21 protein-coding genes are annotated in these 17215 nt (G+C 73.6%); 11 read left to right on the top strand and 10 right to left on the bottom strand.

The window, feature by feature from the left end:
* Positions 1 to 24: 24 nt before the first annotated feature.
* The 3 genes from IE290_RS01960 to IE290_RS01950 form a co-directional block, all read right to left on the bottom strand.
* On the bottom strand, positions 25 to 360 hold the full coding sequence (locus IE290_RS01960; protein ID WP_191242751.1) for an ArsR/SmtB family transcription factor: 336 nt from the start codon (positions 358 to 360) through the stop codon (positions 25 to 27).
* On the bottom strand, positions 350 to 781 hold the full coding sequence (locus IE290_RS01955) for an SRPBCC domain-containing protein (RefSeq protein WP_191242750.1): 432 nt from the start codon (positions 779 to 781) through the stop codon (positions 350 to 352). Before IE290_RS01955 ends, IE290_RS01960 begins: the two co-directional genes overlap by 11 nt.
* 110 nt (positions 782 to 891) lie before the next feature.
* Positions 892 to 1266, bottom strand: a complete 375-nt coding sequence (locus IE290_RS01950; RefSeq protein WP_191242749.1) for a DUF5997 family protein — start codon at positions 1264 to 1266, stop codon at positions 892 to 894.
* A 42-nt stretch (positions 1267 to 1308) separates the two neighbouring features.
* Between IE290_RS01950 and IE290_RS01945 the strand changes: the two genes are divergently transcribed.
* On the top strand, positions 1309 to 2037 hold the full coding sequence (locus tag IE290_RS01945; RefSeq protein ID WP_191242748.1) for a LysR substrate-binding domain-containing protein: 729 nt from the start codon (positions 1309 to 1311) through the stop codon (positions 2035 to 2037).
* Between the two features lie 61 nt (positions 2038 to 2098).
* A complete protein-coding gene (locus IE290_RS01940; RefSeq protein ID WP_191242747.1) occupies positions 2099 to 2431 on the top strand; it encodes a TfoX/Sxy family protein in 333 nt (110 codons plus the stop codon).
* A 35-nt stretch (positions 2432 to 2466) separates the two neighbouring features.
* Here IE290_RS01940 and IE290_RS01935 read toward each other — a convergent pair whose 3' ends face one another.
* A complete protein-coding gene (locus tag IE290_RS01935) occupies positions 2467 to 2730 on the bottom strand; it encodes a hypothetical protein (protein ID WP_229874046.1) in 264 nt (87 codons plus the stop codon).
* Positions 2731 to 2793: 63 nt separating this feature from the next.
* Here IE290_RS01935 and IE290_RS01925 point away from each other — a divergent pair, with 63 nt between their 5' ends.
* Entirely contained in the window at positions 2794 to 3102 is a 309-nt protein-coding gene (locus IE290_RS01925) for a DUF1905 domain-containing protein (RefSeq protein WP_191242745.1), read from the top strand.
* Here the strand turns inward: IE290_RS01925 and IE290_RS01920 are convergent.
* Together IE290_RS01920 and IE290_RS01915 are read right to left on the bottom strand one after the other, a co-directional pair.
* A complete protein-coding gene (locus tag IE290_RS01920) occupies positions 3086 to 4090 on the bottom strand; it encodes a 2Fe-2S iron-sulfur cluster-binding protein (protein WP_191242744.1) in 1005 nt (334 codons plus the stop codon). The genes IE290_RS01925 and IE290_RS01920 overlap by 17 nt on opposite strands.
* Before the next feature lies 1 nt (position 4091).
* Complete coding sequence (locus IE290_RS01915) at positions 4092 to 5315, bottom strand: cytochrome P450 (RefSeq protein WP_191242743.1); 1224 nt, start codon at positions 5313 to 5315, stop codon at positions 4092 to 4094.
* A 139-nt stretch (positions 5316 to 5454) separates the two neighbouring features.
* Between IE290_RS01915 and IE290_RS01910 the strand changes: the two genes are divergently transcribed.
* Positions 5455 to 6384: an AraC family transcriptional regulator gene (locus IE290_RS01910; protein WP_191242742.1), complete on the top strand. Its 930-nt coding sequence runs from the start codon at positions 5455 to 5457 to the stop codon at positions 6382 to 6384.
* Between the two features lie 274 nt (positions 6385 to 6658).
* On the opposite strand, the gene IE290_RS01905 is transcribed toward IE290_RS01910, so the two are convergent.
* Together IE290_RS01905 and IE290_RS01900 are read right to left on the bottom strand one after the other, a co-directional pair.
* Positions 6659 to 7276, bottom strand: a complete 618-nt coding sequence (locus IE290_RS01905) for a class I SAM-dependent methyltransferase (protein ID WP_191242741.1) — start codon at positions 7274 to 7276, stop codon at positions 6659 to 6661.
* Positions 7277 to 7832: 556 nt separating this feature from the next.
* Complete coding sequence (locus tag IE290_RS01900; RefSeq protein WP_191242740.1) at positions 7833 to 8750, bottom strand: LysR family transcriptional regulator; 918 nt, start codon at positions 8748 to 8750, stop codon at positions 7833 to 7835.
* A gap of 71 nt (positions 8751 to 8821) precedes the next feature.
* Between IE290_RS01900 and IE290_RS01895 the strand changes: the two genes are divergently transcribed.
* Positions 8822 to 9670 (top strand): SDR family NAD(P)-dependent oxidoreductase, encoded by an 849-nt coding sequence (locus tag IE290_RS01895; protein ID WP_191242739.1) that lies wholly within the window; start codon positions 8822 to 8824, stop codon positions 9668 to 9670.
* Here the strand turns inward: IE290_RS01895 and IE290_RS01890 are convergent.
* Positions 9642 to 9884: a DUF4267 domain-containing protein gene (locus tag IE290_RS01890; protein WP_373300368.1), complete on the bottom strand. Its 243-nt coding sequence runs from the start codon at positions 9882 to 9884 to the stop codon at positions 9642 to 9644. The genes IE290_RS01895 and IE290_RS01890 overlap by 29 nt on opposite strands.
* Before the next feature lie 523 nt (positions 9885 to 10407).
* Positions 10408 to 12480, bottom strand: a complete 2073-nt coding sequence (locus IE290_RS01885; RefSeq protein WP_229874042.1) for an N-acetylmuramoyl-L-alanine amidase — start codon at positions 12478 to 12480, stop codon at positions 10408 to 10410.
* Positions 12481 to 12844: 364 nt separating this feature from the next.
* On the opposite strand from IE290_RS01885, the gene IE290_RS01880 reads away from it, so the two are divergent.
* From IE290_RS01880 to IE290_RS01855, 6 genes are all read left to right on the top strand, one after another.
* The gene (locus IE290_RS01880) at positions 12845 to 13147 is read left to right on the top strand and encodes a DUF1540 domain-containing protein (protein ID WP_191242738.1); all 303 of its coding nucleotides are present in this window, start codon (positions 12845 to 12847) and stop codon (positions 13145 to 13147) included.
* A gap of 137 nt (positions 13148 to 13284) precedes the next feature.
* Complete coding sequence (locus tag IE290_RS01875) at positions 13285 to 13665, top strand: YciI family protein (RefSeq protein WP_191242737.1); 381 nt, start codon at positions 13285 to 13287, stop codon at positions 13663 to 13665.
* On the top strand, positions 13655 to 14878 hold the full coding sequence (locus IE290_RS01870; protein WP_191242736.1) for an RNA polymerase sigma factor: 1224 nt from the start codon (positions 13655 to 13657) through the stop codon (positions 14876 to 14878). Before IE290_RS01875 ends, IE290_RS01870 begins: the two co-directional genes overlap by 11 nt.
* A complete protein-coding gene (locus tag IE290_RS01865; protein ID WP_191242735.1) occupies positions 14875 to 15690 on the top strand; it encodes a carboxymuconolactone decarboxylase family protein in 816 nt (271 codons plus the stop codon). Before IE290_RS01870 ends, IE290_RS01865 begins: the two co-directional genes overlap by 4 nt.
* Before the next feature lie 53 nt (positions 15691 to 15743).
* Positions 15744 to 16202 carry a DUF4383 domain-containing protein gene (locus tag IE290_RS01860; RefSeq protein ID WP_191242734.1) on the top strand — a complete coding sequence of 153 codons (459 nt, stop codon included), beginning with the start codon at positions 15744 to 15746 and terminating at the stop codon, positions 16200 to 16202.
* Positions 16203 to 16227: 25 nt separating this feature from the next.
* Positions 16228 to 17211, top strand: coding sequence for a pirin family protein (locus IE290_RS01855; RefSeq protein WP_191242733.1), 984 nt, complete (start codon positions 16228 to 16230; stop codon positions 17209 to 17211).
* The last annotated feature ends 4 nt before the right edge of the window (positions 17212 to 17215 follow it).

Genomic DNA, 17215 nt, shown 5'->3' with positions numbered 1-17215 from the left:
ATCTCCACCTTCCACTATGGACGATCATGCGGTGCCTCCCAGGTGGTCGCGCAGTTTCGCCAGCCGGTCGTCCCAGTCGCGGGCCAGTGCGGCGAGGAACTGTTGCGCCACCCGCATCGGGGCCGACCGGAGGTGGTAGCGCACGCGGCGCCGCTCCCCCGGCTCGGCGGTCACCAGACCGGCGTCGGCGAGCAGGACCAGGTGCTTGGCGACGCCCTGCCGGGTGATCGGCAGCCGGCCGGCGAGGTCGGTGGCCGTGGCCGGTCCCCGTGCGGCCAGCTCGGCCAGGATCGCCCGCCGCGTCGGATCGGCCAGCGCGGCGAAGACCTGCTCGGCGACCGCCTCGGCGTCACGCGGCATCGAGGTAGCCGGCCAGCTCGTCCAGTTCACGGGCCCAGCCTCCGGTGTTGCCGTCGAACGCTTCGCGGTGCTCGTCGTCGGGCAGCTGGGCGAAGCCGGTTTCCACCACGGTGAGCCGCGTGCCGTGCTCGGTCGGGTCGAGGGTGAACTCGACGTAGGTCCGGCGCGGATCGTCCTCGGGCAGGCCGTAGATCCGCCAGGTGAAGCCGAACACGCGCGGTTCCTCGATCCGTTCGACACGCAGGTCCTGGCGGAACCCGTTGTCCCACTTCAGTTCTCCGGCACCACCCGGCCGCAGGTCGATCGACGCCTCCTGGCCGAACCACGTGCCCAGGCCTTCGGCGGTGGTCAGCGCGGCCCACACCTTCGCCGGCGGATGGCCCAGCTCGACGACCCGCTCGATGCGATCCGGAAATGCCATGACGCCTCCTGTCGCAACTCGTTGGTTGCCACATTATGGCAACCAACAGGTTGCGTCAAGGGGTACGAAAAAAGCCGGTCCCCGCGCGCGGGAGACCGGCTCGATCGCGCCTACTTCTGCTTCTTCTCCTTCAGCCGCGCCGCCTCCTTGCGCACCTCGGCCTGGGTGGCGCGCTCGTGCTGCAGCCACTCCGGGTTCTCGGCCTTCAGCGCCTCGATCTGCTCGGTGGTGAGCGGCTCGGTGATCCCGGCGCGGGCCAGCCCGCCGATGGACACGCCCAGCTTCGCCGCGACCACCGGCCGCGGGTGCGGGCCGTTGCGGCGCAGTTCGCGCAGCCACTCCGGCGGGTCGGCCTGCAGGGCGTTGAGCTCGTCGCGCGAGACGACACCCTCCTGGAACTCCGCGGGGGTGGCTTCCAGGTACACGCCCAGCTTCTTCGCCGCCGTCGCGGGCTTCATCGTCTGGGAGGTCTTCTGCGACGTCATGCGGTCCAGGGTAACGACCGCGGTCACGGCCGGTAACCTGGCGTGGTGACAGAGCCGACGTCCTTCACCCTCGGGTACGTCCCGGGGGTGACGCCCGGCAAGTGGGTGCGGATCTGGCAGGAGCGGACGCCGGACATCCCGCTGGAGCTGGTGCAGGTCACCGCCGCGGAGGCGGCCGGCCGGGTGCGCGACCGCGCGGTGGACGCGGTGCTGCTGCGCCTGCCGACGGACCGCAGCGGCCTGCACGCCATCCCGCTCTACACCGAGACCACGGTCGCCGTCGTGCCGAAGGACCACCTGGTGGCCGCCGCGGACGAGATCACCAGCGAGGACCTGGCCGACGAGCTGGTGCTGCACCCGCTCGACGACACGCTCGGCTGGGAGCACCCGCCGGGCCGTCCCGCGCTGGAGCGCCCCGCCACGACGGCCGACGCGATCCAGCTGGTCGCGGCCGGGGTCGGGGTTTTGGTGGTGCCGCAGTCGCTCGCCCGCCTGCACCACCGGCGCGACCTGACGTACCGGCCGCTGACCGACGCGCCGCAGTCGCGTGTCGCGCTGTCCTGGCTCGAGGACGAGACGACCGACCTGATGGAGCAGTTCATCGGCATCGTGCGCGGCCGGACGGTCAACAGCACGCGCGGCCGGCCACCCACCCCGAAACAGCCCAAGGCGAAGCGCCCCGCGGAGGAGCGCGAGCCCGCGCCGCGCCGGAACCAGCCGAGGAGCTCCACGAAGGGCGGCGGCCGGCGGGGCAAGCCACGGCGCCGCTGACCCGCGGCAGCTCGGCGAGAAGCTCGATGGCGTAGGCGGGGCACTTCACCCATACTCGGGCATGGCCTACGACCACGAACTGGCCGACCGCGTCCGGGATCTGCTCTCCGGCGTGGACGGCGTCAGCGAGAAGCGGATGTTCGGCGGGCTGGCGTTCCTCGTCCACGGCAACATGGCCGTCGCCGCCAGTTCCCAGGGCGGGCTGCTGGTGCGGGTCGAACCGGACGAGGGCGAGCGGCTCCTCGGCGGCGAGGTGCAGCCGATGGTGATGCGCGGGCGCGAGATGCCCGGCTGGCTCCGCGTCGGCGCCACCGCCCTCCGCACCCCGGACCAGCTCAGCGCCTGGGTCGACCGCGGCGTGTCCTACGCCCGGGCGCTGCCCGCGAAGGCCTGAACGATCGGCGCCAACCGCTCCGGGCGCCGAATGGTTCAGTGCGAGCGCCCGGCCGGGCACCTCGACGAACCGGCCCGCCGGCAGCCGCGCCGCCATCTCCCGCGCCCGGGGACGATCGGGTCCCGGCTGCCGCGCACCACCACCGCGGGCAGCTTGGTCTCGACGGGGTCGCCACGCAGGTACCGGACCGTGGCGAGCAGCCGGCGCGGCCCGCACACCACCTCCGCCGCCCCGGCCGGTCCGGTCACCTCGGCGTGGATCCGGGTACCGGCCGCGTCGGTGTACTCGTGCGTGATCACGACGCGCGGATACCGCCGGTCGAGCGGCCCGAAACTGTCGGTGCCCCGTGGCAGTCTGACCGCGTGAACATCGCTTTCGACGCCGAACTGTGGGTGTGGGACGCGCGGCGCGCCGACACCTGGACGTTCGTGAGCCTGCCCGCCGACGCCTCCGACGAGATCAGCGACCTCACCGAGGGCGGCCGGCCGGGTTTCGGGTCGGTGCGGGTGCGCGTGCGCGTCGGCGCGACCACCTGGACGACCTCGGTCTTCCCGGACAAGGCGCGCGGCTGCTACGTGCTGCCGGTCAAACGCGCCGTCCGGGAAGCCGAGGGCCTCCACCCGGGCGACACCGCGAGCATCACCCTCGAACCCCTCACGAGGCCGGCGTGAACTTCTCCCGGTGGATCCGCCTCGGCGACATACGGCGCCGCTTGAAGGCCTTCACGCCCGCCTCCACCATCGCCGGCGGGCCGCACAGCCAGCCCGACCAGCCGCGCCCGCTGGGCACGTCGTCGACGAACGCGTCGGTCGGGAACCCGCCGCGGTACGCCGGGTCGGGCTCGTCCGAAAGCACCGGCACGAACCGGAAACCCGGGTGCGCTTCGGCGATCTCGGCGAACCGGCCCAGGTCGTACAGGTCGGCCGCGCCGCGCACGCCGTGGTACAGCAGCACCTCCCGCTCCGGGTGCCGCGCGAGCGCGGTGCGGGCGATGCCGACCAGCGGCGCCAGGCCGGTGCCGCCGCCGATCAGCACCATCGGGCCGCCGTCGTCCTCCTCCGGTGGCGGCAGGTGGAAGTCGCCGAGCGGGCCGGTCGCCTCCACCCGGTCGCCGACCGCGAGCCCGTCGAAGAGCCAGCCGTCGGTGGCGATGCCGCCCGGCACGCGCCGGACGTGCAGCTCCAGCACCTTGTCCTCGTCGGCCGTGTTGGCCAGCGAGTACTGCCGCCGCGCGCCGGAACCGGGCACGACCAGCTCGACGTACTGCCCGGCCTCGAACGCCAGCGGCTCGGACAGGCCCAGCAGCACCCGGCGGGTGTCCCGCGCGATGTCGGCGACCTCCAGCACGGTGGCCGTCAGGTCGCGCAGCGGGTGCGTGGTGCGCCCGGCGTCGGCGGCGCTGCTGACCTCCGTGTCGGCGAGCGGCCGGGCCTGGCAGGCGAGCGCCATACCCGCGGCGCGTTCCTCGGCGCTGAGGGTGTCCTCCGGCGCGGCGCCGTGGTCGACCTCGCCGGTGATCACCTTGAGCTTGCACGTGCCGCAGGTGCCCTGGTTGCACGAGTTGGGCATCCACACCCCGCCGCGCAGGAACGCCTCGAGCAGGGTCTGGCCGGGGGCGCACTCCACCCGCCTGCCGCCGACGCTGACCGCGAACGTCACCTCAGACCTCCCAGGTGACGTGCAGCGAGGTCGGGCCGCGGAAGCCCCAGCCCCAGAACTCCACGCCCTCGCGGGTGTCGCGCTCCAGGTTCGGGATGGCCTCGAACAGCTCCTCCAGCGCGATGCGCATGACGTGGTTGGCGAAGTAGATGCCCGCGCACGCGTGGTTGCCGGCGCCGAAGGCCAGGTGCGGCAGCGGCGGGCGGTGCAGGTCGTACTGCGACGGTGCCTCGTACTTGCCGGTGTCGTGGTTGGCCGAGCCGTAGGACAGCATCACCGGCGTCCCGGCGGGCAGGTCGACCCCGGCGATGGTCACCGGCTTGGTGGAGATGCGGGCGGTGGCCGACCAGATCGGCGAGGTCCACCGCAGGCCCTCGGAGATCGCCCGCGGGATCAGCGCGGGGTCGTCCACGACCTCCTCCAGCTGCTCGGGCCTGCTGAACAGGCCGACCAAAGTGGACGCCATGCCGTGGCCGGGTTCCTGCATCGCGCCGAGCAGGTAGACGTAGATCGTGGGGTAGATGTACTCGCGGTCGCGGGTCTGGCCGGGCGGCATGCCGTCGTGCAGCCAGTGCGAGATGGCGCTGTCGTCGGGGTGCTCGATCCACTTGTCGATCAGCGGGTCGACCACGGCGCGGATCTCGGCCTTGGCCTGGTCGCCCTCGGCGAAGCCCTCGGGGTTGGCGAACTCGCCGTTCTCGTCGACCGCGGCGTTGGTGAACGAGCGGCTCAGCTTGGCGAACCACTCGCGCAGCTTGTCGGAGTCCACGTCCTGCAGGCCGAGCAGGTCGCCGAGCGAGCGGACGCTGACCGGCTCGCAGTACTGCGACACCAGTTCGGCGTGCCCGTCGTTTTCGAACCGCTCCAGGTAGCGGCGCGCGATGGGCCGCACCAGGTCGTCGATCCAGCGGTCCACCTCGGCGGGCTGCAGGGCGGGTTCGACCATGGAGCGCAGGTCGGCGTGGATGTCGCCGTTGACGCCGATGATCGCCGGGTGGCCGAAGGTGCGGCCGCCCGCCGGGGTGATGACGGCCTCGAAGTCCGGGCTGGTGGCGACCTCGCGGCAGACCTCGGCGGTCGAGGCGACGTAGGAGCCCAGCACGGGCACGAAGGCGAGCGGGGCTTCCGCCCGCAGCCGCTCGTACACCTCGTACGGGTTGCGCTCGAGCTGCGTCATGGTGACCTCGTCGAGCCAGGCGAGGTCGGGCCGTTCGGTCGTCGTCATCGCGGTGTCCTCCCACATCGTTGTCCGGGATGACACGGGAGGCTAGGCAGCGCTGACCTGCGCGGCGACACGCTTCGCGCGGCGATGGCACGGATCGCGCGGCGGATTCGTGACCTGCGTCTCTGGTAGCCTCCTGCGCATGCCCGCACGGCGTAGTGCGCCGCCCCGGGACTGGCACCAGGCCTCCCGGAAGGTGGCGGAGGCCTATTTCCCGCACGAGCTGCAGCCGCTCGGCGGGGGCCGCGACCCGCGCCTGACGTTGCGCACGCTGGACCTCGGCCCGGTGCTGGTGGGGCACGTCGGGTGGGGCGCCGACGTGCGGATCGGGTGCGAGTACCCGGGCGCCTACGAGATCAACATGCCGCTGACCGGGCACCTGGAAAGCCGCGGCCGGTACGGGCCGGTGGTGTCGGTGGCCGGGCAGGCGACGGTGTTCCGCGCCGACACGCCGTCGCTGATCAGCCACTGGGACGCGACCTGCACGGTGCTGGGCGTGAAGTTCGACAGCGCGTGGCTCGATCGCGAGGCCGAGCGGGTGCTCGGCGGTGACCGGGTGACGCTGCGCGGGGAGCTGCCCGACCAGCTGGAACTGGGCGCCGGGCAGGGGCGGGCGTGGCGTCAGCTGGTGGGCAGCCTGGCGGCGAACCTGCACGAGCCCGGGCTGCTCGGGGATGTGGTGCGGGAGCAGCTGGCGGGTGCGCTGGCGGCGAGTTTCCTGCTGGCCGGGTGCCCGGAGGCGGGCGCGGGCCCGGTGCCGCGGCCGCGCGCGATCAACCGGGTGCTGGACCGGCTGCACGACGACCCCGGCCGGGCGTGGACGGCCGCCGACATGGCGGAGGTGGCGGGCACCAGCGTCCGGCGGCTGCAGGAGGGGTTCCGGCAGTGGGTGGGCTGCAGCCCGACCGAGTACCTGCTGGGAATCCGCCTCCAACGCGCCGACGCGGACCTGGCTTCGTCGGGCTGCACGGTGAGCGAGGTGGCGGCCCGCTGGGGCTTCTCCAGCGCCAGCCGATTCGCGGCCGCCTACCGCCGGCGGTATGGAGTGTCCCCGGCGCAGGCGCGCCGCTGAGCAGCTCTGCTTGATCACCGGGGTGTTCGCCGGCCGGCGCGCCGCCTGGTTCGCCCGCCACTGGCGCGCCCCCAACACAGGCGCACCGCTGAACGGCTCTGCTCGTCGCCACGGTGATCGCCAGCCAGCGCGCCGCCTGGTTCGCCCACCACCGGCGCGCCCCCAACACAGGCGCACCGCTGAACGGCTCTGCTCGTCGCCACGGTGATCGCCAGCCAGCGCGCCGCCTGGTTCGCCCGCCACCGGCGCCCTTGTGGTCACTGCCCTGAAGCGATCACCCCGGCTGCGGGTGCGCGGTGGCCAGGACCAGGTAGCGATCGTCGCCGTCGTCGATGGTGTCGAGCCGCCAGCCGGCCGCGGTGAGGGCGGCGCGGATGTTCGGCTCGGCGCGGAGGTCGTCCGGGGTCAGCTCGCGGCCGTGCCGCCGCGCGAGCGCCGCGCGGCCGACCGGGTGGAACAACGCGAGCCGCCCGCCGGGCCGGCAGACCCGGGCCAGCTCCCGCAGCCCGGCCACCGGATCGCCCAGGTGCGATACCAGCCCCGCGGCGAACACCGCGTCCAGCGCGCCGGACCTCAGCGGAAGGTGCAACGCGTCCCCGAGCACCAGCGCCGCGAGCCGATGACGCCCGCGCGCGGCCGCCTCGGCGAGCATCTCGGGCGTCACATCAACGCCGACGACCGTCCCTTCCGGACCGACGGCGTCCCGCAACTCCGGCAAGGCGCGCCCGGTGCCACAAGCGATGTCGGCCACCGCCCCACCCACCGGCGGCGCCAACTCCATGACGGCGCGCCGGTAGCGCGGCCCGTCGTCGGGGAACTTCAACTCCCAGGCCGCCGCCCGCGGCCCGAAGAAGGCCCGCGTCGCAGCGAGGTCGGAAGGTGGCACGCTCATGGGAGCAGCCTAGGCGCATCACCGATCGCTCACCGCCGTCACCAAGCCGGAAGCCCCCAATCACGACCGCCCACCACTGCAGCGAGCCCGCCGCCCCCTCACGGCAGCGCCCGCATCCACCACCCGCCCAGAGCCGCACATCCCGCGGCAACCGCCGCGTCCGCCCCCACCGCACCTCCGCCACCGGCCCAGCGCCACTCAACGCCAGCGGCAACCGCCGCGACCGCTCACCACTGCAGCGAAGCCGCCTTCAGCCCAGCCGCCTCGCCCCACTCCGGCCACCGGGCCGCGCAACGCATCGCCCTGCGGAACCACCGCCGCTGAACCGCCCACCCACCAGCAAGCCGCCACCTGACGACAGTCCACCTCACCCGACAGCACCACGCATAGCCCGCGGCAGCCGCCGCGACCGGCCACCCGGCCAACGGCAACCACCCACCACACCCACTGCCACCTCACGACAGTCCCCCCACCCGCCAGCACCGCACATAGCCCGCAGCAGCCGCCGCGACCGGCCACCCGCCAGCGGCAACCACCCACCACACCCGCCGCCATCTCACGACGGGGCGCGCGTCTCCACCGCCGCCAGGCGCAGTGCCTCCGCCACCCGCGCCGCCGCCTCGGGCAGTGCTCCGGGCAACCGCGCGAGCATCACCCGCCGCTGTTCGGACGGGCCGCCGTGCACCGGGAGGATCCGCACGCCCGCCGGTGCCACCCGGGCGAGCGAGGCCGGCGCCGTCGTGATGCCGCAGCCCGCCGCGACCAGGTTCAGCTTCGCCAGCCAGTCGCGCGCCGTGTGGGCGATCTCGGGCCGCTCGTCGAGGCTCGGCCACACCCCCATCACCCCGTCGCCGCCCGCGCCCGCGATCCACCGCTGCCCCTGCAGGTCCGCGATATCGATGAAGTCCCCGCGTGCCAGCGGATGCGCCGCGGGCACGGCGACGCACAGGCCGCGCTCGACGAGCGTCCGCAGCACCAGTGCCGGCGTTTCGCTGTCCGGCGGGCGGAACGGCGGCGCGGAGGCGATCAGCGCGAGGTCCAGCGTCCCGGCACGCAACGCGCGCACCAGCGCCGGGGTGCTGCCCTCGCGGGTGACCACCGTGATCGCCGGATGGGTCTCGCGCAACGCGGTCAGCGCCTGCGGCACCACTCCGGACCCGGCGCTGGCGAACCAGCCGAGCCGCACCGTGCTGTGCTCGTCGGGCAGGCCGGCCAGCTCACGGGCGGTCGCGTCGATCTGGTCGATGACGCTCGCCGCGCGGCGCACCACCACCCGCCCGGCGGAGGTCAGCCGCACGCCGTCGTGCCGCCGTTCCAGCAGCGGCGACCCGGCCGCGCGTTCGAGCGACGCGATCTGCCGGGACACCGCAGACTGCGTGTACCCGAGCGCGGCCGCCGCGGCAGTCAGGGTGCCCCGCTCGGCCACCTCCCGGAAAACCCGGAGCGCGGTGAGCGAGGCATCGGTGAAGGCCATGACGAACAGGAATACCCCAGGTGCGGAACTTCCGCTACCCGGATAGCTGCGGGGCTCCTAACGTCGGAGACATGAACAGAGTCGCAGTTGTCACCGGCGCCACCCAGGGGCTCGGCCTCGCGCTGGTCGAAGGTCTCGCGCAACGACTGTCCACTGGGGACACCGTGTATCTGACCAGTCGCGACCACGATCGCGTCCGCCAGGCCGTCGAGGCCCTGCCCGCCGGCGGCGCCCAGGTCCGCGGCGAGGTCCTCGACGTGGGCGAGCCCGACGCCGCCGCCCGGTTCGCCGATCTGGTGCGGGAGCGGCACGGCGGCGTCGACATCGTCTTCGGCAACGCCGTGATGCGCGTCGGCCCGGACGACGACCCGCGCGCGATCATCGACACCTACACCCAGGTCAACAACTTCGGCACCACCCGCCTGTTGCGGGCGTTCGCGCCGCTGGTGCGCGACGACGGCAGGCTCATCGTGGTGGCCAGCACGCTCGGCACGCTGAACCAGCTCGCGCCGGTGCTGCACCGCCGCTTCGACGGCCTGACCACGCTCGACGAGGTGGACGAGCAGGTCGCCGCGTGGCGGGACGCGGTCAAGGACGGCAGCGCCCGCTCCGGCGCCTGGCCCGGGTTCGTGAACATCCCGTCGAAGATCGGACAGGTCGCGGCGGTGCGCGCCCTCGCCTCGCAGCGCCGGGACAGCGACCTCGAGCGCGGCATCCTGCTGGCGGCGGTCTGCCCCGGGATGTTGAACACGCCGACCTCCGCGCTGTGGTGGGACGTCAGCGACGCGCCGACACCCGCCACGGCCGCGACCGCCCTGCTGGACCTCGCGCTCGAGCCCGTGAAGCCCGAGCACTACGGCGAGCTGGTGCGGTTCGGGCAGGTCGTGCCGTTCAAACCAGGAACAGCAGAGCGGCGCTGAGCAGGACGGCGACGGCGGTCGCGAAGTGCACACCGAACGCGACCGCCCTGGTCCCGCCGTTGCGCAGCACGACGAGCGTGTCGCCGAGCGGCAACAGCGCGACGACCAGCATGAACCAGGCCTCGGCCAGCGGTCCGGCGAAGGCCAGCAGGGCCAGGCCGTAGCCGCCGTCGCGCAGCCCCTTGATGGTGATCGTTACTAGCGAGTCGATCACAGAAGCGCTAGCACCGCTAAAAGCGAAAGACGTGATCCCACCGGCGCCGGAAGCGGCGTGGTTCATCCCCGCTGCCCGGGCAGGAAGGCTCAATCCGCCGGCAACGGTGGCTCGGACTGGGGGCACCTGAACGTCGAGACCGCGCGAGCGGAAACCGGCAGCTCCGTAGTGGAAACAGCTGAACGACGACGCGGCCCGGGCGGAACCGGTGGCGCGCGAGGAAGCCGCTGAATCTCCGGGAGCCACGGGCGGAAGCTAACCCGAGGCGTCGGGGAGCAGGCGCGGCCACATCGCCCGCCAGCGCGGGTCGAAGCTGAACCGCGAAGCAGGCGCGCCACCATCCCACGACGGCGCGATCAGCAGCCGCTGAACCGCTCGGCCACAGGCCGGCACTGAACCAGAGGGCGCCGTGGCGCGGGAGCCGCCCCGCGCGGGCCCGCCGCTCAGCGGCGGCACCCGGCCGCCCCACCTCTCAGCGGCGGCACCCGGCCGCCCCGCCGCCAAGCCGCGGCCACCCCACCTCTCAGTAGCGGTACGCCGTCGCCTTGCCGGTGGTGAACGAGAAGACTATGTAGCCGCCCTGGAAGTCGCTCCGGCGGCCGCCTGCGACGGCGTACTCGTCGCTCTTCGGGTAGCCCAGCCAGGACGTCTCCCAGCCCAGCGACGCCCAGTGGGAGCGGATCGCGCCGTAGATCGCGTGCGCGCCCGTCCCCGGCGTCCAGTAGATCGACCCGCCACCGCTGCCGTTGAAGTGGTTGTACCGCCCCACCCCGTCCGGCGTGACCAGCTCGTTCGTCGTCGGGTAGCCGAGCGGGCCCGCCTCCCAGCCCAGCGCGCTCCACCGCGCCCGGATCGCGCCGTAGATCGCCCACGCGCCGGTGCCCGGCGTCCAGTAGATCGACCCGCCACCGCTGCCGGTGAAGTGGTTGTACCGGCCCACCCCGTCCGGCGTCACCCGCTCGTCGGTCGTCGGGTAGGCCAGCGGGCCCGCCTCCCAGCCCAGCGCCGACCAGGTGTCCCGGATCGCGCCCTGGATCGCCTGCGCGCCGGTGTCCGAGGTCCAGTAGATCGACGCGTTCCCGGTGAAGTGGTTGTAGCGGCCGACGCCGTCCGGCGTGACCTTCTGGTCGGTGCGCGGGTACCCGAGCCCGGTCTCCCACCCGCGCGCGGCCCACTTCTCCCGGATCGGCCCGTGGATGGCGCGCGCGCCGGTGTCCGGGGTGAAGTAGATCGAGGCGTTCTCGCTGAAGTGGTTGTAGCGGCCCACCCCGTCGGGCGTGCCCCGTTCGTCCGTCGTCGGGTACCCGAACAGCGACTGCCCGCCCAGCGCGGTGAACGTGCCGTGGATCGCGCCGTGCACCCAGTAGGCACCCAGGTCGGACCGCCACGCGATGGTCGACCCGCCGCCACCGAACGTCGTCGCCCGGCCCCCGCCCGGCCAGTCCGTCTCGACCGCGTACACCGGGCCCGCCGCGGCCGTCCCGACCGCCACCCACTTCTGGTGCACCGCGCTGGACCGCCAGTCCCCGGCCAGTTCCGTGGCGCGCGTGCGCAATGCGGGCAGCTGCGCGTATCCGGAGTCGCCGGGGCACTCGGTGGCGCCCACGTCCCGGTGTCCGAACACCACCGGCAGCGTCACCTCGGTGCCCGCCGGGTACTTCGACGTGCCGCCACCGCGGCTGACCAGCGTGGTCGACCCAGACGGGTCGGTGTAGCCGTTGCCGAGCTTCCACGCGGTCATCCGCGCCACCGCGTCCAGCGTCGCCTCGGTGGGCGCGACCGTGCTGTGGGTGCCGATCATCGCGATGCCGAACGTGGAGGTGTTGAACCCGCCCGCGTGCGCGCCGATCGTGGGCAGGTTCAGCCCGCCCGCGCGGCCCTCGAACACGGTGCCGCACTTGTCGACCAGGGCGTTGTAACCGATGTCGCCCCAGCCGTTGGTGACCGCGTGGTAGTAGTAGATGCCCCGCACCAGGGACGCCGACTGGTCGCAGGTGTAGTCGTTGTTGTTGTCGGTGTGGTGCAGCGTCACGGCCTTGACGGTGGGCGCGTACTCCGGCGTCCAGGTCATCAGCGATTCGTCGGCGCCCCACTGCGCGCGTGTCACGACGGCCGGCATCGACGGCACCCCCGACGCCTGCGCCACCATCGCGTCCGCCGGGGAAGTCCCCGGGTCGACCAGCACCGCGGACAGCTCGCCGGTCACCGGCACACCACCGCGTTCGGCGCGCACCTGCAGCCGGTCGGCCGGGCCGGTCCAGATCGGCTCGGTCGTGGCCGGCGCCGCCGCGCCGTCGCGGCCCGAGTCCTGCCGGTCCACCACGCGCCAGTCGCTCCACGCGCCACGCTGCGACCGCCACCGCACCGACACCTTCTCCGGCGCCGCGCCCCGCCAGGTCAGCCCGGCCAGGGAAAACGGTTCCCGCGCCGGGACCTCGCGCGCGCCCGGCGCCACCTCGGGCACGGTCGCGAGCCCCACCGTTGTGGCCTTCGGCTCGACCGGACCCGCTCCGGGCTGGGCCGCGGCGGGCGCGGACACCACGACCACGGCGGCCGCGATGACGGACAACAACGAACCCCAGTGACGCGGGCGCACGCGAACTCCTCGGTGACGCGAACACAAACGCGAGGAGCCTACGTGAGGAACCGGATCATGGGGACGAAAAATCCGAGAATCTTTCACACGGGAACCCGGTGATCATGGTTGGGAATTCTCCGGCGCGCTGAACGTCCACAGTGGACCCAGACCGGGCCGGCCGGGAGTGGTACGGACAATCACCCGAAGGGGCGGGAATCATTTCCGGGGGCACCGTTCCGCAATTCTCGCCTGCCCTCCCACCTGCGCAAACCCCACCCTCAAGGAAGGCTCACCTAAATCCCGGCGAATTGCCGCGCCCGCCCGGCGGTGGCATTGTCCGGGGTACCGAACGATATCCCACCACCTGTCGTGAGGAGCGGTAATGACCACCAGCACCGAGATGCCCGCTGTGGCCGAGTGCACCGTCACCGGGTGCTCGTACAACCACGACGGATGCCACGCGTTCGCGATCACCGTCATGGGCGAGAACGGCTCGGCGGACTGCGGCACCTTCGTGCCGCTGAACACCAAGGGCGGCCTGGACCGGGTCGTCGCGCAGGTCGGCGCCTGCTCGCGCACCGACTGCACCTACAACTCGTCGCTCGAGTGCACCGCCTCGGGCGTCCGCGTGGGGCCGGGTTCCGGAGGTCACGCCGCCAACTGCCTCACCTACACCCCGCGCTGAGCGCACGGGACGACGAGGGCACGGCCGCCGGCCGTGCCCTCGTGCTTTTCGCGGATCCGGGCGAAAATCTCCCGGCGGGCTGTCGAGCCAGGGGCATCCCGTTCGTCATCTTCGGATGAGGACGACCGGGAGGACGGATGCGCTACCTGCTGATGATCTACAACTGCGAGCGGCCGGAACCGTCGGATCCGGGCTTCGCCGAAGCCCTGGCCAGGGTGAACGCGTTCGCCGACGAGCTGCGGCGGCGCGCGGTGCTGGTCGCCGGCGACCCGGTGCAGGACGTGCACACCGCCACGACGGTGGCCGTGCGCGACGGGCGCACCCTGATCACCGACGGGCCGTTCGTGGAGACCCACGAACACCTCGGCGGCTACTACGTGCTGGACTGCCGCGACCTCGACGAGGCGCTGGAGCTGGCCGCACGGTGCCCGCTCGCCGAGACCGGCACCATCGAGGTACGGCCGCTGGCGCACGTGCCCGGCGTCGACAACAGCCCCGCGCCCGCCGGTGCCGGCTGACGCGGTCGGGCGCGTCTACCGCGAGCACCGCGCGCGGATGCTCGCCGCGCTGGTTCGCGTGCTCGGCGACTTCGAGCTGGCCGAGGACGCGCTGCAGGACGCGTGCGCGCTGGCGTTGCGCGCCTGGCGGGAGACGGTGCCCGCCGATCCGGTGGCGTGGCTGCTCACCGCCGCCCGCAACCGGGCCGTCGACCGGCTGCGGCGCGACCGGGCGGGCCGGGAGAAGGAGGAGCGGGCCGGCGCCGGGTGGCCCCCGATGAGCGAGCCGCGCGAGGAGCGCCTGCTCGCCATCGGCGACGAGCGGCTGAGCCTGATCTTCACCTGCTGCCACCCGGCGCTGGCGCCCGAGGCCCGGGTCGCGCTCACGCTGCAGGCCGTGGCCGGGCTGACCGCGGCGGAGATCGCGCGCATGTTCCTGGTGCCGGAGGCGACGCTGGCGCAGCGGCTCGTGCGGGCCAAGCGCAAGATCCACGACGCCGGGATCAGCTTCGCCGTGCCGGCCGACCACCTGCTGCCGGAGCGGCTGTCCGGCGTGCTGTCGGTGGTGTACCTGATCTTCACGCAGGGCTACACCGCCGCGCCCGCGGACGCGGGCACGCTGCGGGCCGAGGCGATCCGGCTCGCCAAGCTGGTCGCGGCCCTCATGCCGGACGAGCCGGAAGCACTCGGGCTGGTGGCGCTGCTCCTGCTGCACGACTCGCGGACCGCCGCGCGCCACTCCCCCACCGGCGAGGTGGTCCTGCTGGCCGACCAGGACCGCGGCCGCTGGGACCACACCGCGATCGCGGAGGCCGTCGGCGTGCTGGACCGCGCGCTGCGACACGGCTCGCCCGGCCCGTACCAGCTGCAGGCGGCGATCGCGGCCCTGCACGCCCAGGCGCCGTCGGCCGAAGACACCGATTGGCCGCGGATCGCCGCGCTCTACACCGAACTGCTGCGGGTCGCGCCGTCGCCGGTGGTGGCGCTCAACCACGCGGTCGCCGTCGCGATGACCGACGGGCCGGCGGCCGGGCTGGCGCTGCTGGACCGCATCGACGGGCTGGACCGCTACCACCTGTTCCACGCCGCGCGCGCGGACCTGCTGCGCCGGCTCGGCCGCACCACCGAAGCCGCCGCGGCCTACCGGCGGGCACACGAACTGGCCGCCAACCCGGCCGACCGCCGCTTCCTGGCCGCCCGGCTGGCCGGGCTCGACACTCCGGAGTCCACATGAGACTGTCCATCCTCGACCACGGCCACCGGTTGCGGGCGCGGTTGTTCTTCGCCGCGACCGGGCGGGACGCGCCGGACATCGTCCGGACCCTGCTGTACCGGCCGGACTTCTTCGCCCGTCCCCTGCTGGCGATCACCGCCCCCGCGATGCGCGGCCCGTCCTTCTGGACCCCCGCCGAGCGGGAGTACCTCGCGATGACGACCGCCCGCCTGCACCGCTGCCCGTTCTGCCTCGACTCGCACGCCGAGCTGGTCCGCATCGCCGGGGACGGCGAACCCGTGGACCCGCGACCCGAGCTGGCACGGGTTCGCGCGTTCCTCGACCGGACGCAGACCGGTGAGGCGGCCCGTCCGGCACTGCCGGAGCAGGCCGTGCGGGAGGCGCTGCACGTCGATCTGGTGTGGAACATCGTGAACCGGCTGGCGAACGCGTTCGGGTTCGTGCTGCGTGGCGACCAGCTGCACACCGGGACCCGTGCGCTGCATCGGTTCGGCTACCGGTTCCCGGCCTTCCTCCTGGCCGGCGGCGACCGCACCGACCTCGGCGAGCCGGTCGCGAACCTGCGGCACGCGGTGTTCGAGGCGCCGGCCGTCACCCCGCCGTCGCTGCGGCTGGCCGCCGAGGTCGGCGCACCCGAACCGTGGCGCCCCTACACGGCCCTGGTTCGGGAGGCCTCCCACCGGATCACCGACGCGGACATCGCGAAGCTGCCCGCCACCGAGGACGAGATCTTCGAGGTCACCGTCGCCGCCGCCGTCGGGGCAGCGCTGAGCACCTTCGACACCGGCCTGCGCGCCCTCGCCGACGGTTAGACCGCGCGCGGCCGGGAAGCCACCCCGCGAACCCACCGCCGGGAGGCCGGACCATGTCGCACACCCCCACCGCCGCGGGCACCGCCCGCACCGTCACCCAGATCCTCGCCGCGGTCGTCGCCGTGGTGTTCCTGCTGGTCGGGATCGCCGGGTTCATCCCCGGGCTGACCACGAACTACGACCGGCTCGGCTTCGCCGGCCACCACTCGGGCGCGCTGCTGCTCGGCGTGTTCGCGGTGTCCGTGCTGCACAACCTGGTCCACCTGCTGTTCGGCATCGCCGGGCTGGTGCTGGCCCGCACCGCGCGCGGCGCCCGCGCGTTCCTCCTCGGCGGCGGGGTCGTCTACCTGGCGCTGTGGCTCTACGGCCTGCTCATCGACCACGGCTCGGCGGCCAACTTCGTGCCGGTGAACAGCGCCGACAACTGGCTGCACCTGGGCCTGGGCGTCGGGATGATCGTGCTCGGCCTGTTCCCGCTTTCGGCCGGCCGTCCCCGCGCCGACGCCCGCTGAGCGCCGCGGGTGGCAGGATGAGGCCATGAGCAACGTCGAGGCGGACCCCGCCGAGCTGGTGTGCGGGGACCGTCCCGCGGCGGCGCGCACCGTGACCGTGCTGACGCCGCGGGACGTCCCGCTGGGCGGGCCGCGCGCGATACGGGTGCGCCGGACGCTGCCGCAGCGGCAGCGGTCGCTGATCGGCGCGTGGTGCTTCGCCGACCACTACGGCCCCGAGGACGTCACGGCCACCGGCGGGATGGACGTCGCGCCGCACCCGCACACCGGGTTGCAGACGGCGAGCTGGCTGTTCAGCGGCGAGATCGAGCACCGGGACAGTCTCGGCACGCACGCGCTGGTCCGGCCCGGCGAGCTGAACCTGATGACCGGCGGGCACGGCATCGCGCACTCGGAGGTGTCCACACCGGACACCACGACGCTGCACGGCGTCCAGCTGTGGATCGCGCTGCCGGACGAGCACCGGCACACCGCGCGGGACTTCCGCCACCACGCGCCCCCGGTGGTCGAGCTGCCCGGCGCGGCCGTGCGCGTCTTCCTGGGCAGCCTCGCCGGCAGCACCTCGCCGGTCCCGGCGTTCACGCCCCTGCTCGGCGCCGAACTGACCCTCGACCCCGGCGCGCGCGTCGTGCTGGACGTCGACCCGGCCTTCGAGCACGGTGTGCTGCAGGACCTCGGCGGGGTCACCGTCGCGGGCACGAAGCTGGGCAACGGCGACCTGGCCTACCTCGCGCCCGGCGCCGCCGAGCTGGAGCTGGTCAACGACGGCAGCGGCCCGGCCCGGGTCCTCCTGCTCGGCGGCACGCCGTTCGCCGAGGAGATCGTGATGTGGTGGAACTTCGTGGGCCGCAGCCACGAGGAGATCGCCGCTTACCGGGAGGCCTGGCAGGCGGAGTCCGAGCAGTTCGGCCGGGTCGAGGGCTACCGGGGCGCAGTGTCCCGGCTGCCGGCGCCGGAGCTGCCGCACGCGCGCATCAAGGCGCGCCGGAACCCGCCCGCGCCGGCGTAGTTCC

Source organism: Amycolatopsis deserti, assembly GCF_014653945.1.
GTDB classification, from domain to species: domain Bacteria; phylum Actinomycetota; class Actinomycetes; order Mycobacteriales; family Pseudonocardiaceae; genus Amycolatopsis_E; species Amycolatopsis_E deserti.
The sequence above is the reverse complement of the archived record's forward strand: the minus strand, read 5'-3'. Positions and strand labels throughout refer to the sequence as shown.

Excerpts from the sequence above, each read along its gene's own strand:
- IE290_RS01895 (WP_191242739.1), top strand. The coding sequence starts at position 8,822 with ATGAACAGAGTCGCAGTTGTCACCGGCGCCACCCAGGGGCTCGGCCTC.
- IE290_RS01910 (WP_191242742.1), top strand. The coding sequence starts at position 5,455 with ATGCCCGCACGGCGTAGTGCGCCGCCCCGGGACTGGCACCAGGCCTCC.
- IE290_RS01915 (WP_191242743.1), bottom strand. The coding sequence starts at position 5,315 with ATGACGACGACCGAACGGCCCGACCTCGCCTGGCTCGACGAGGTCACC.
- IE290_RS01955 (WP_191242750.1), bottom strand. The coding sequence starts at position 781 with ATGGCATTTCCGGATCGCATCGAGCGGGTCGTCGAGCTGGGCCATCCG.
- IE290_RS01860 (WP_191242734.1), top strand. The coding sequence starts at position 15,744 with ATGTCGCACACCCCCACCGCCGCGGGCACCGCCCGCACCGTCACCCAG.
- IE290_RS01855 (WP_191242733.1), top strand. The coding sequence starts at position 16,228 with ATGAGCAACGTCGAGGCGGACCCCGCCGAGCTGGTGTGCGGGGACCGT.
- IE290_RS01865 (WP_191242735.1), top strand. The coding sequence starts at position 14,875 with ATGAGACTGTCCATCCTCGACCACGGCCACCGGTTGCGGGCGCGGTTG.
- IE290_RS01950 (WP_191242749.1), bottom strand. The coding sequence starts at position 1,266 with ATGACGTCGCAGAAGACCTCCCAGACGATGAAGCCCGCGACGGCGGCG.
- IE290_RS01880 (WP_191242738.1), top strand. The coding sequence starts at position 12,845 with ATGACCACCAGCACCGAGATGCCCGCTGTGGCCGAGTGCACCGTCACC.
- IE290_RS01905 (WP_191242741.1), bottom strand. The coding sequence starts at position 7,276 with ATGAGCGTGCCACCTTCCGACCTCGCTGCGACGCGGGCCTTCTTCGGG.
- IE290_RS01875 (WP_191242737.1), top strand. The coding sequence starts at position 13,285 with ATGCGCTACCTGCTGATGATCTACAACTGCGAGCGGCCGGAACCGTCG.
- IE290_RS01960 (WP_191242751.1), bottom strand. The coding sequence starts at position 360 with ATGCCGCGTGACGCCGAGGCGGTCGCCGAGCAGGTCTTCGCCGCGCTG.
- IE290_RS01900 (WP_191242740.1), bottom strand. The coding sequence starts at position 8,750 with ATGGCCTTCACCGATGCCTCGCTCACCGCGCTCCGGGTTTTCCGGGAG.
- IE290_RS01940 (WP_191242747.1), top strand. The coding sequence starts at position 2,099 with ATGGCCTACGACCACGAACTGGCCGACCGCGTCCGGGATCTGCTCTCC.